The 12,554-nt window shown below is 67.7% G+C and carries 8 protein-coding genes; 6 read left to right on the forward strand and 2 right to left on the reverse strand.

What is annotated here, in order from left to right:
* Positions 1-16: 16 nt before the first annotated feature.
* The 6 genes from A5708_RS11265 to A5708_RS11290 all read left to right on the forward strand — a co-directional run bounded on the left by A5708_RS11265 (position 17) and on the right by A5708_RS11290 (position 10,158).
* A complete protein-coding gene (locus A5708_RS11265) occupies positions 17-1,405 on the forward strand; it encodes a hypothetical protein (protein ID WP_065028704.1) in 1,389 nt (462 codons plus the stop codon).
* Positions 1,406-1,514: 109 nt separating this feature from the next.
* Positions 1,515-2,876 carry a hypothetical protein gene (locus A5708_RS11270; protein WP_065028705.1) on the forward strand — a complete coding sequence of 454 codons (1,362 nt, stop codon included), beginning with the start codon at positions 1,515-1,517 and terminating at the stop codon, positions 2,874-2,876.
* Positions 2,877-3,064: 188 nt separating this feature from the next.
* Positions 3,065-4,426, forward strand: a complete 1,362-nt coding sequence (locus A5708_RS11275) for a wax ester/triacylglycerol synthase domain-containing protein (protein ID WP_065028706.1) — start codon at positions 3,065-3,067, stop codon at positions 4,424-4,426.
* A 24-nt stretch (positions 4,427-4,450) separates the two neighbouring features.
* Positions 4,451-5,812 (forward strand): hypothetical protein, encoded by a 1,362-nt coding sequence (locus A5708_RS11280; RefSeq protein ID WP_065028707.1) that lies wholly within the window; start codon positions 4,451-4,453, stop codon positions 5,810-5,812.
* A gap of 31 nt (positions 5,813-5,843) precedes the next feature.
* Positions 5,844-7,214 carry a hypothetical protein gene (locus tag A5708_RS11285; protein WP_065028708.1) on the forward strand — a complete coding sequence of 457 codons (1,371 nt, stop codon included), beginning with the start codon at positions 5,844-5,846 and terminating at the stop codon, positions 7,212-7,214.
* A 97-nt stretch (positions 7,215-7,311) separates the two neighbouring features.
* Positions 7,312-10,158 carry an RND family transporter gene (locus tag A5708_RS11290; RefSeq protein ID WP_065028748.1) on the forward strand — a complete coding sequence of 949 codons (2,847 nt, stop codon included), beginning with the start codon at positions 7,312-7,314 and terminating at the stop codon, positions 10,156-10,158.
* Positions 10,159-10,162: 4 nt separating this feature from the next.
* Here A5708_RS11290 and A5708_RS11295 read toward each other — a convergent pair whose 3' ends face one another.
* The gene (locus A5708_RS11295) at positions 10,163-10,846 is read right to left on the reverse strand and encodes a response regulator (protein ID WP_065028709.1); all 684 of its coding nucleotides are present in this window, start codon (positions 10,844-10,846) and stop codon (positions 10,163-10,165) included.
* Positions 10,828-12,513: a sensor histidine kinase gene (locus tag A5708_RS11300; RefSeq protein ID WP_231117875.1), complete on the reverse strand. Its 1,686-nt coding sequence runs from the start codon at positions 12,511-12,513 to the stop codon at positions 10,828-10,830. The genes A5708_RS11295 and A5708_RS11300 overlap by 19 nt, the downstream gene beginning before the upstream one ends.
* Positions 12,514-12,554 lie beyond the last annotated feature (41 nt).

Consider the following 12,554-nt stretch of genomic DNA (forward strand, 5'->3'; position numbering starts at 1 on the left):
AGGGACATCGAGGAACATGGACAACGTACTCGACCTGGTCGACGACACCTTTTTCCGCGTCGAGCGGGCGGCCGGCGTGACCAATGTGATTCAGTGCATGTGGATGTACGACCGGGCCATCGACATCGACGGCCTGCGCCGGTTCCACCACCACCTCCAACGCGGCCGGTTGTCGCGACGCATCGAACGCTCGCCCCTACCGTTCGGCCGCTACCGCTGGGTATCGCCGGGCGATCAGCCGGAGATCGAGATCGCCCAAACCGCCAGGCCGCGTGCGGACTTCGACACCTGGTGCAATGAGCAGTCCAACACCTGGCTGGACGCCGAGCGGGGACCGGGATGGCACCTCGCGGTGCTGCCCTTCACCGACGGCGGCGCCGGGATCAGCTTGATCGCCTCGCACTGCCTCACCGACGCCGTCGGGCTGTGCCAGGCCCTGGCCGACGCGGCCGGCGGTGATGACAACGCCGTCGACTGGCCCGCCGCCGGGTCCCGCAGGCGCTTGCAGGCGCTGCGCGAAGACACCCGCCAGACCGTGCGCGACATCCCCGCGATCGGCCGCGCCGCCGTCGCCGCCGCACGATTCCTTCGCGACAACGCCACCACCGGACCGGCGGTCCCGGCGCCGGCCGTCGCGGTCGACGAGGCCATCACGTTCCCGACGGCGACCTTCTTCGTCGACGCCGGTGAATGGGACGCCCGCGCACAGGCGCTTGCGGGGACCGCCAACGGGTTGTTCGTGGCGTTGGCGGCCCGCCTTGCCCAGCGAGTCGGCCGCGTCGGTGCGGACGGCTCCGTTGCCGTGACGATGGCCATCAACGAGCGCACGGACGGCGACACCCGCGCCAACGCCATCAAGAATGTCGACTTCACGATCGACCCCGCCCCGGCGGCCACGGACCTGCGCGGCATCCGCGCCGCGACCAAGCAGGCGCTGGTCCGCTCGCAACACGAGCCCGACGCGCGATGGACGCTGCTGCCGCTGATGCCCCTGGTCCCGGAGCGCCTCGGCAAGCGATGGGTCGGTGCCGCCACCAACAGCGCGGCCACCGTCGGCTCATCCAACATCGGTGCGGTCGACCCCGCGATGAACCGACCGGACGGCACCGACGCCGACCACTTCGCCATCCGGTCGCTGAGTGCGCGGATGACCACGGGCATCATGCACCAACTCGGTGGGATGCTGTCCTTGCTCTCGGGAAGAATGAACGGGCGGGTCTTCGTCTCGGTGGTCTCGTACAACCCGATCGGAGTCAACTCGGACACCGCACTGCGGCAATGCATTTCGAGCGTGCTGGACGAATTCTCACTCGCGTCGACGATGGGTTGGCCATCCGACGACCCGGTCCTTCCGGCGGTGAGCACAATGCGCACAATCGGGCCGATCGCCGCTAATTCCGACTAACGCTCACAAGCGCGACAGGGCGACAGGTCCGCCGTAGCTTCAAATTCAAGCGATGAACCCAATGTCGTTCGCCGCCAGGGCAACTGCACATGGAAAAGGATCCTCCGACATGGACAACGTACTGGATTTGCTCGACCAGACCTTCTTTCGCCTCGGGGCGGCAGCTGGCGTCGGTCAGAACGTCTGGGTGTACAACCGCGCGATCGACCTCGATGGTCTGCGCCGGTTCCATCGGCATCTGCAGCAGGGGCGGTTGTCGAGGCGCATCGAGCGCTCGCCCCTGCGGTTCGGCCGGCATCGCTGGGTCGCGCCCAGCGATCGCGACGGGCTCGAGATCGCGACGCCTCGGCCGCGCGAAGAGTTCGACGCCTGGCTGGCCGAGCAGGCCAGCATCCCCCTGGATGCCGAGCACGGGCCCGGATGGCACCTCGCGGTGCTCCCGTTCACCGACGGCGGCGCGGGGGTGAGCTTCGTCGTCACGCATTGCCTCACCGACGGCATCGGAGGGTGCCTGGCCCTCGTGGAAGCGGCTTGCGGCTACGACCACCCGATCGACGTGCCCGCCGCCGGGTCACGCCGGCGGTGGCGTGCCCTGCGCGAGGATGCCCGCCAGACCGTGCACGACATCCCCGCCATCCGCCGGGCCTTGAGCGCTGCGGTCGCCGCGGCGCGATCGGCCCGCCGTGACCGCCACAGCGCCGGATCGGTCGCTCCGGCCCGTTCCACGCCACCGATCGCCGAAGCCGACGAAATCATCACCGTCCCGACGGCGGCGTTCTTTCTCGACGCGGACGAATGGGACGCCCGCGCGCACGCACTCGGAGGGACCAGCAACACGCTGCTCGCGGGAGTGGCGGCCCGCCTCGCCCAGCGAGTGGGACGAGTCGGCGCGGACGGTTCGGTCGCCCTGGCCCTACCCGTCAGCGAGCGAACCGCCGACGACACCCGCGCCAACGCCGTCACGATGGTCGACATCACCGTCGACCCCGTACCCGCGACGACGGATCTGCGCGGGATCCGCGCCACAACCAAGCGAGCCCTGATCCGCCACCGGGAGGTTCCCGACGAACGGCGCACACTGCTACCGCTCGTTCCCCTGCTGCCCGAGCGGCTGATCAAGCGAATGGTCAGCGTGGCCACCGGTGGTGCGAGCAACGTCGTCGTCGCATCCAACATCGGTGCGGCCCCGCCGGCCGCAAACCGGCCGGACGGCACAGACGCCGACTACGTCGCCCTGCTGTCGCGCTACCCGGGCCTGACCCGGGCGATGATGGACCAGCTCGGCGGGCTGATGGTGGTGCACTCCGCGACGGTGCACCGGCAGGTCTTCATCTCGGTCCTCGCGTATCAGCCGGCAAGACTCACCTCGAACGATGATTTGCGGCAGCATGTTTCGAGCGCTCTGCGTGAGTTCTCGCTGACTGCCACCACGGGCTGGAGCCCCTTCGGCCAGCCGGCGGCCGCGCGGTAGGCGGACGAAAGGCCCACGTTCCGCGGGCGAGCACAATGCGCGAAACCGGGTAATCGCGGCTAAGTCCGACTATCAAGCACAAGCGCGACAGGGCGGCACGCGCCGCCCTACGGTGAATTCAAGTGAGACAAAACGCATTGCACCCCAACGAATTCGGCACCGCGACAGGCGAAAGGACCTGAAGAAAAATGAGCAACGTACTCGATCCGTATGACCAGGCCTACTTCGACTTCGAGCGGGCGGCCGGAGCCACCTGCGCGCTGCAGTGCGTGTGGATGTACGACCGCGCCATCGACATCGACGGCCTGCGGCGGTTCCATCACCATCTGCAGCGGGGACGGCTGTCCAGGCGCATGGAACGCTCGCCCCTGCCGTTCGCCCGTCATCGCTGGGTCGCGTCCGACAAGCAACCCGACCTCGAGATCGTCGAAACCCCGCGCGCACGCGAAGAATTCGACGAGTGGCTGACCGAGCAGGCCAACAGCCCGCTGGACGCCGAACGTGGACCCGGATGGCACCTCGCGGTGCTCTCGTTCACCGACGGTGGCGCCGGGGCGAGCCTGGTCGTCTCGCACTGCCTCATCGACGGCGTCGGGTTGTGCGAGGCGCTGACGGAAGCGGCCACCGGACAACACGACCCGAACAAGTGGCCTGCCGCCGCGTCACGTCCGCGGTGGCAGGCGCTGCGCGAAGACACCCGTCAGACCGCACGCGACATCCCCGGCATCGGCCGCGCCGTCGTCGCGGCGGCACAATTCACTCGACGGCGCGGCGACCATGCCGCAGCGCCCATTGCTCAGCCGGCCGCGCCGACCGGGGGGCCCACCGAAAAAGCCGCTCTGTCAACGACAACGATTTTTCTCGATGCCGATCAGTGGGATGCCCGCGCGCGGGCGCTCGGAGGGACCAGCAACTCCCTGCTCGCGGGCCTGGCGGCCCGCCTGGCCCAACGGGTGGGACGGCTCACCGCGGACGGCTCGGCCACTCCGTCCATACCCGTCAACGAACGCACCGCCGGCGACACCCGCGCCAACGCCATCACCAACGTCGACATCACGGTCGACCCCGCACTCGCGGCGACGGACCTGAGCGAGATCCGGGCCGCGACCAAGCAAGCGTTGATCCGGCACCGCGAGGTACCCGACGCGCGGTGGGCACTGCTGCCCCTGATTCCGCTGCTGCCTCAGCGACTGGTCCGGCGACTGGTCGGCGTGGCCACCGGCGGTGCGACCAATGTCGTGTCATCCAACCTGGGTGTCCTCGAGGCTGCCGCCATCCGGCCCGACGGCACCGACGCCGACTACTTCGCCATGAAGTCCCTCTACCCGGGCGTGACCACGGCGATAATGCGCCGCACCGGCGGGGTCTTGGCCTTGCTGTCCGGAAGAGTGCACCGACAGATCTTTGTCTCGGTCCTCGCGTATCACCTGGACAACCCCAACTCGAACGACGCCTTGTGGCAGGACGTTTCGAGCGTTCTGAGCGACTTCTCGCTCACCGCGACGAATGGCTGGCCGGGCCCGGCGTCAGTGGCCGACCTGGCGGCATAGGCAAGCGAAAGGACCTTGACGAAAATGAGCAACGTACTCGATCTGTTCGACCAGACGGTGTTTCTCGGCGAGCGGGCGACCGGCGCCACCAACCTGCTGCAGTGCGTGTGGATCTACAACCGCGCCATCGACATCGACGGTCTGCACCGGTTCCATCGGCATCTGCAACGGGGGCGGTTGTCGAGGCGCATCGAGCCGTCGCCCGTGCCGTTCGGACGGCATCGCTGGGTCGCGCCCAAGGGTCAGTCCGGCCTGGAGATCGTCGCGACACCACGCTCGCGCGACGGCCTCGACGCCTGGCTGGGGGAGCAAGCCGACACCCCTCTTGACGCCGAGCACGGGCCCGGATGGCACCTCGCGGTACTGCCGTTCACCGACGGCGGCGCGGCCGTGAGCCTGGTCATCTCGCACTGCCTCAGCGACGGCGTCGGATTGTGCGAGGCGCTGGCGGACGCGGCGGCCGGGCGCCACGACCCGATCGACTGGCCCGCGGCCGGGTCACGCGGGTGGTGGCGAGCCGTGCGTGAGGACGCGGGCCAAACCGCGCGCGACATCCCCGGCATCGGGCGTGCCATCGTGGCCGCGACGCGAATGGCGCGGCGTAACAGCGCCGACGCCGCGGCGCCCATTGCCAAGCCGCCCGTCATCTCCGGCCGGCCCGACGAGCGCGTCACCCTGCCAACGGCGACGATCTTCGTCGACGCCGACGAATGGGACGCCCGCGCAGAGTCACTGGGCGGGACCAGCAACACGCTGCTCGCGGGACTTGCGGCTCGACTCGCCCAGCGAGTGGGACGGATCGCGGCGGACGGCTCGGTCGCCGTGACGATGCCCGTCAACGAACGCGCCGCCGGCGACACCCGCGCCAACGCCATCACCAACGTCGACTTCAGCGTCGACCCCGCACCCGCGGCGGCGGACCTGAGCGACATCAGGGCCACCATCAAGCAAGCGCTGATCCGCTCTGCGGACGAGACCAACGCGCGGTGGCAGCTGCTGCACCTTGCTCCTCTGTTGCCGCAGTGGCTGGTCCGGCGATGCGTGGGCTTCTCCGCCAACGGTGCGGCCAGCGTCATCTCGTCCAACCTCGGTGCGGTCGACCCGGCCTGCCGCCGGCCGGACGGAGCCGACGCCGACCACTTTGTCATGAAACCTCTCGGCCCGGGTGTGACCAAGGCGGTCATGCACCGGCTCGGCGGGTTGCTGGTGTTGCTGTCGGGGAGAACGCACGGCCGGGTTTTCGTTTCGGTCCTTGCATATCAGCCGGGCAGTACCAATTCGAACGACAAGTTGGGACAAGACCTTTCGAACGCCCTCGCCGACTTCGCGCTCACCGCCACGATCGGCTGGCCACGCCCGGTACCGGTGGCCGGTCTGCCGGCGTAGGCACGCGAGTCAGAAAAGGAGCTTGAGGAAAATGGACAACGTCATCGACCTGGTTGACCAGAGCGCGTTTCTCGGCGAGCGGGCGACCGGAACGACCAACCTGCTGCAGTGTGTGTGGATCTATGACCGCGCGATCGACTTCGACGGCCTACGCCAGTTTCATCGGCATCTGCAGCGAGGACGGTTGTCCCGCCGCATCGAACGGTCGCGATTCCCGTTCGGCCGCCATCGCTGGGTCGCTCCCAGAGATCAGTCCGACCTGGAAATCGCCGAAAGTCCAGGCGCACGAGAAGAATTCGACGCCTGGCTCAGCGAGCAGGCCAACACCCCACTGGATTCCGAGCTCGGACCCGGATGGCATCTCGCGGTGCTGCCGTTCGCCGACGGCGGCGCCGGGGTGAGCTTCGTCATCTCACATAGCCTCATCGACGGCGTCGGCTTATGCGAGGCGTTGGCGGACGCCGCAACCGGGCGCCACGACCCGATCAACTGGCCCGCCGCCGGATCACGTCGCCGGTGGCAGGCGTTCCGCGAGGACGCTCGCCAGACCGCGCGCGACATCCCCGCCGTCGGCCGCGCCGTCGGCGCCGCGGCACGATTCGCGACGCATGATCACAAGTCCGGCCCACGGCCAGAGCGCGCCCCGTTCGTCGGACCCGACGAACGCGTTGATCTCGCGAAGGCAACGTTTTTCGTCGACGCCGACGACTGGGATGCCCGCGCACGATCGCTGGGAGGCACCAGCAACGCGCTGCTCGCGGGGTTGGCGGGTAGCCTGGCCCAGCGATTGGGACGGGTCACCGGGGACGGCGTAGCCACGTTGGCGATACCCGTCAACGGGCGCACCGACGGCGATACCCGCGCCAACGCCATCACCAGTGTCGACATCAGGATCGACCCCGCGGATGCGCCAACGGATCTGCGTGAGATCCGGGCCTCGATCAAACAAGCGCTGACCCGCCATCAGGAGGTCCCCGACGAACGATTGGCGCTGCTGCCGCTGGCCCCGCTGATGCCGCGCTGGCTCATCAGGCGCATGGCCGGTGTGGCCCTCGGCGGCGCAACGACCAGCGGCTCGTCCAACCTCGGCGCGGTCAATTCGGCTGCCAACCGGCCGGATGGCACGGATGCCGACCACTTCGCCGTCAGGTTGCTCGTCCCGGGGGTGACCAAGGCGACGGTGCAGCAGACCGGCGGACTGCTGGGGTTGCTCTCGGGAAAGGCGCACGGGCGGGTCTTCGTCTCGGTCGTTGCGTACGAGGAAGACGGACCCAATTCGAATGACGGTTTGCGGCAACATATTTCGAATGTGCTGAGGGACTTCTCGCTCACCGCCACGATCGGCTGGCCACCCTCGGGGCCGGTGCGAGCACAACGCGCAGAACCGCAAGATCGTCGGTAATTCCGACTATCGCTGACAAGCGCGACACGGGTGCTGGCGCAGCCATAAGTTCGGTCTCGACCAAGTAGTACACGGTTCACCGATGAAGGGTTTCGCCATGACCACAAAGCCCGACGCCCCCGGCACCTCGACACCTCGCGGCGTGTTCGCGGTGCTGGGTCGCTTCGCCGTCCGGGCGCCATGGCTCATCATCGCCGCCTGGGTCGCCGCGGTGGCCGTGCTGACCGTGGCATTCCCGCCGTTGACGAAGGTGGTCGAAGGCCAGACGGTGCAGCCGCTGCCGCCCAACGCCATGGCTGCGACCGAGCAGATGGCCAAGGATTTCGGTGAATCCGGTCAGAACATTCTGATCGTCGTGCTCACCGACGACCGGGGCCTGCGACCGACCGACGAGGACGTCTACCGCACGCTGGCCGCCACGTTTCGCGGCGACACCAAGGACGTGGCCGGCGTGCGGGACGTCGTTGCCACACCGGCGCTGCGGTCGTTGCTGGTCAGCCAGGACAACAAAGCGTTCTACATGGCGGTGATCCTGCGGGCGCCTGTCGGGTCCCCCGAGTCGTCGCAGGCCTACCAGCGGATCACCGAAATCGCGAGACGCTCCACCGCGGGCACGCCGCTGACCGCGCAGGTGACCGGACAGGGTGCCATGGCCGGCGACCTGGCGATCGTCACCGCGCACGATATGCGCGTGATCGAGCTGGCCACCGCGTTGTTGGTGCTGATCATCCTGTTGGTGATCTACCGGCGACCCGTGACCGTGTTGCTGCCGTTGATCACCATCGGCATTTCGGTGGCGTCGGCCCAGGGCGTGGTGTCCGGACTGGTTCAGCTCGGGCTCGGCGTGTCCTCGCTGACGATCGCCTTGATGACGGCGATGATCTTCGGCGCCGGCACCGACTACGCCGTCTTCTTGATCAGCCGCTATCACGAGTATCTCCGCTCCGGCATCGACTCCGACCTGGCGGTACAAAGGGCACTGAGCTCCATCGGTGAGGTGATTGCGGCGTCGGCGGCCACCGTCGCCGTCACGTTTTTCGGCATGATCTTCACCCGCCTGCCCGCATTCACGAGTATCGGTCCGGCACTTGCGATTTCGATCGGGATCGCGTTCCTTGCCGCGATCACGCTGTTGCCCGCCATCCTGGTTCTCGCCGGCCGGCGCGGATGGGTCGCGCCGCGGGCGGCGCTCACCGGCCGCCTGTGGCAGCGCTCAGCCGTTCAGCTCGTTCGCCGGCCCAAAGCCCATCTGCTGGGGAGTCTCGCGGTGTTGATCACGCTGGCCGGTTGCGCCGCGTTCGTGCGGCCCACGTTCGACGACCGCCTGCAACTGCCGCAGTCGGCCCCGAGCAACGTCGGCTTTTCGACGATGGCAGATCACTTTTCGAAGAGTATGTTGCTGCCGCAGTACATCTACGTCCGGTCCCCGCACGACCTGCGGACGTCGCGGGCGCTGGCCGATTTGGACCAGATGGCTCAGCGGGTCTCGCAGCTGCCCAATATCGCTGCGGTGCGCGGCATCACGCGACCCGGCGGTCAGCCGCTGGATCAGGCCAAGATCAGCTTTCAAGCCGGAGAGGTCGGCGGCAAGCTCGAAGACGCCTCGACACAGATCAACGACCGGACGAGTGACCTCGACGCGCTGACCAGCGGTGCGGACCAATTGGCTGCCGCCCTCGCGCAGGTGCGCGACCAGATCCGCGGCGCCAGTGGGCCGATGACCCACCTCACCACGACCCTGAACCTGGTGCAGCAGCAGCTCGGCACCGCGGGGATTGCCCTGGACAACGTCCGCGGGCTCACGAACGGGTCCGTTTCCGCGCTCGCGAACAGCATCACCGCGGCGGCTGGCCCGATGTTCGACGGCGTGGCCAAGCAGCCTGCGGTGCAGGGCGTGCAGGCGGTGGTGCAGAGTCTGACCGCGCAGTTGGCAAGCGCGAGCAAAGGTCTGCGGGCGCTGGGTGACAACGCCGCCGGCATGGAGCGCAAGATTGCGGGCATGCAGGCGGCGGCCGATCAGCTCGCCGAAGGCAGCCGGCGGCTCGCCGACGGCGTGCGGACACTCGTGGACAAGGTCAAGCAGATGGGTCTTGGCATGAACCAGGCGGCCGACCTGCTGCTGTCGATGAAGCGCGACGCCACGCAGCCCTCGATGGCGGGCTTGTACATCCCGTCGCAGGTGCTCACCTCGGACGAATTCAAGAACGCGGCGAAGTTGTTCTTCTCGCCCGATGGCCATTCGGTGCGCTATTTGGTCGAAACGAAATTCGACCCCTTCAGTTCCGCCGCACTGGACCAGGTGTCATCGATTCTGGACACGGCGCGCGGCGCCCAGCCGAACACCGCACTCGCGGACGCATCGATCTCGGTGGTCGGACCCAACGCGATGTACAGCACCCTGCGCAGCTACTACAACGACGACTTCCGACTGATCGTCATCATGACGCTGCTCGTTGTTTTCGCCACCCTGGTCATCTTGCTCCGCGCGGTCGTGGCACCGCTGTATCTGATTGCCTCCGTGGTGATCTCGTATCTGTCGGCGATGGGTCTGGGAGTCGTCTTCTTTCAGCTCCTGCTGCACCAGGGGATGTCCTGGAACGTGCAGGCGACGGCGTTCATCGTGCTGGTCGCCGTCGGGGCGGACTATAACCTGCTGCTGATCACGCGAATTCGTGAAGAGTCGCGCACGGGCATCCGCTCCGGAATCATCCGGGCCGTCCGTTCCACGGGTGGTGTCATCACCTCGGCCGGCATAATCTTCGCTGCCTCGATGTTCGGTCTTTTGTTCGGCAGCCTGTCGACCATGGTGCAAACCGGGCTTATCATCGGCATGGGCCTGTTGATCGACACCTTTGTGGTGCGGACCGTCACGGTGCCGGCCATGGCGGCATTGGTCGGGAAGGCCAACTGGTGGCCGTCTCACAAGACTCACGCGGACCGATAGGCACTCAACGCGGGGGCCCGGCCGGCCGCTTCGCGGCGGCCGCGAATTCTTGTTCGGGTCGTCCGGTCGTCCCGTACCGCAAACCGACGGTGACGTCGCGGGCCGTGGCCAGCGCCGCCAGATACCGTTGCGCGGTCGCCCGTGATATTCCGATGGCGGCGGAGACCTCGGCCGCCGACATCGGCTGCTGGGCCGTTCGTAACGCCTGCAGCACAAGCTGTTTGGTCGATGACGCCGCGATGGTGGCGGCCGGCGGGGGAGCGACCCTGGGCCGAAGCGCGTCTAGGGCCGCGTCCACGTCGCCGGCGGTCAGGTTGGGGCCGGCCAGCACCTTGCGGTAGCGCGCGTAGCCGGCGAGCCGCGCCGCCAATTCGGGGGGTGCGAACGGCTTGACGAGATAGCTCAGCGCCCCGGCTGACATCGCAGCCCGGATCGTCGCTGCCTCGGTGGCCGCGCTCAGCACCATGCTGTCGCCGTCGCGTTCGCGGACAAAGTCGACTCCCGACCCGTCCGGTAGGTAGACGTCGACCAGGGCCAGGTCGACGGGATCGGCCTTCCGCGCGGCCTCGAGCGTGTTCGCCGTGCCGCGCACCGTGAAACCGGGAAGCGTGTTGACGACCTCGGCGTGCAGATTCGCCACGCGGAAGTCGTCGTCTATGACCAGTACCGTCAGGTCTGGGTCGCCCATTGCTCCTCCTCTACCATCACGCCCGGCAGCCGGGCGATGAACTCCGCACCGCGCAGCCGCAGTTGTGGATCACCGGCGCTGGCCAGCCACAGGTCACCGCCCAGCGCCCGAGAAATCTGGCGCGACAACGCAAGCCCGATACCGCGGCCACCCGGTATCCCGGAGTCCGGCTTGGTCGTGGTGCCCTCGGTGAAGAGGTGATCGACGAAGTCGGGCGCTACACCGTCGCCGCTGTCGGCGACGGTGATATGTAGCGTCGAACCATTCTGCAGCAGTTCGACTTCCACTTCCTTCACGTCGTTGCCGCCCGTCCGGGCCGCGTCGATCGCGTTGTCCAGCAAGTTACCCACCACGGTGGTCACATCGACGGGCAGCCCGAGACGGCCGGACACCCAGGTGTTTTCGCCGATCGTCAGCGTCACCCCGGCTTCGCGGGCGGCCGCGCCCTTGGCAGCCAGAAATGCTTGCAAGTACGCATCGCGGATGGCCTCGATGCCCGGCAGCGCGGATCCCAGCGGGCCCGACCCGAGAATTTCCTCCAGATATTGCAATCCCTCGCCCACATGACCGGCCTGCAACAGCCCGTTCAGCAGGTGCAGACGGTTGGCGAATTCGTGGCGCTGCGCGCGCAGCACCGTGCTCATCACCTGCACCGCGTCGAGTTGCCGCGTCAGCGATTCCACATCGGTTCGGTCCCGCACCACCAAAACCGTTCCCAGCGCCCGTCCTTCGCGCGATACCGGCCGCGCCGAGACAACGACGATGCGCTCGCCCACGCTGGCCAGCACCGGGGCCGAATCGGCGGCCTCGAACACGTCGAGAACCCTTAAGGTCAGGCCGATCTGGTCGACCGGCCGCCCCGTCTTGTTGGCGATCTCGAGCAGCCGGCATGCCTCGTCGTTGACGAACGTGGTGTAGCCGGACGTATCCGCAGCGAGCACGCCTTCGCCGATGCCCTGCAGCACCGCCGCTTGGGTTCGCACCAGCCCGGTGATCTCCGCCGGCCGCAGACCCAGCGTCAGCCCTCGCCAGCGCCGGGCCAACACCGCCGAGCCGGCAACAGCGATGACCAGCAGAGCACCGGCCATCCCGGCCAGCACTTGGAGGTTCTTCGAAAACTGCTCGTCAAATGCCTTGGTGGACAGGCCGACGACGACTACCCCCAGCACCCGGTTGGAACCCGGCTCGAACACCGGGATCTTCGCAACGATCGCCCGTCCGAGAACGGTGTCGTCATGCGCTGCCGTCTCCTGCCCGGCCAATGGTCCCGCGATGTCGGCGCTGATATGACGACCCAACCTGTCGCGCTGGGGATCGGCCACCCTGACGCCGTCCGCATTGGCGATGACGACGAACAACACATGGGTACGCTCCTGGACCCGGGACGCCACGCCCTGGATCGGGCCCCTGGCAAGTTCGTCGACCAGCTGCGGGGTCGGGGTCAGCGGGGCGCCGTCGTAGCGCGCGATGTTGGTGATCACCGTGGGGGATGAGGCGACCACGCGAGCGATATCCGTGGCATGAACGTGATATTGGCTGTCCAGGCGCGCCCGGTTGAATGCGGCGAATAGCCCGAAAGCGACGATCAACGTCAGCGTCACGATGACGAGCTGCAGCAGCATCACCTGGGTGGCGAGTCGCAAGTCGATGCGGCCCCTGGGAGCCATGGACAGACACTACCGCGCAGATGAGCAGAATGCGCGAAACC

Origin of the sequence: Mycobacterium colombiense, from assembly GCF_001672755.1 — a bacterium.
Taxonomy (GTDB): domain Bacteria; phylum Actinomycetota; class Actinomycetes; order Mycobacteriales; family Mycobacteriaceae; genus Mycobacterium; species Mycobacterium colombiense_C.

Coding starts and splice junctions, on each gene's coding strand:
- A5708_RS11265 (WP_065028704.1), top strand. CDS start 17: ATGGACAACGTACTCGACCTGGTCGACGACACCTTTTTCCGCGTCGAG.
- A5708_RS11270 (WP_065028705.1), top strand. CDS start 1,515: ATGGACAACGTACTGGATTTGCTCGACCAGACCTTCTTTCGCCTCGGG.
- A5708_RS11275 (WP_065028706.1), top strand. CDS start 3,065: ATGAGCAACGTACTCGATCCGTATGACCAGGCCTACTTCGACTTCGAG.
- A5708_RS11280 (WP_065028707.1), top strand. CDS start 4,451: ATGAGCAACGTACTCGATCTGTTCGACCAGACGGTGTTTCTCGGCGAG.
- A5708_RS11285 (WP_065028708.1), top strand. CDS start 5,844: ATGGACAACGTCATCGACCTGGTTGACCAGAGCGCGTTTCTCGGCGAG.
- A5708_RS11290 (WP_065028748.1), top strand. CDS start 7,312: ATGACCACAAAGCCCGACGCCCCCGGCACCTCGACACCTCGCGGCGTG.
- A5708_RS11295 (WP_065028709.1), bottom strand. CDS start 10,846: ATGGGCGACCCAGACCTGACGGTACTGGTCATAGACGACGACTTCCGC.
- A5708_RS11300 (WP_231117875.1), bottom strand. CDS start 12,513: ATGGCTCCCAGGGGCCGCATCGACTTGCGACTCGCCACCCAGGTGATG.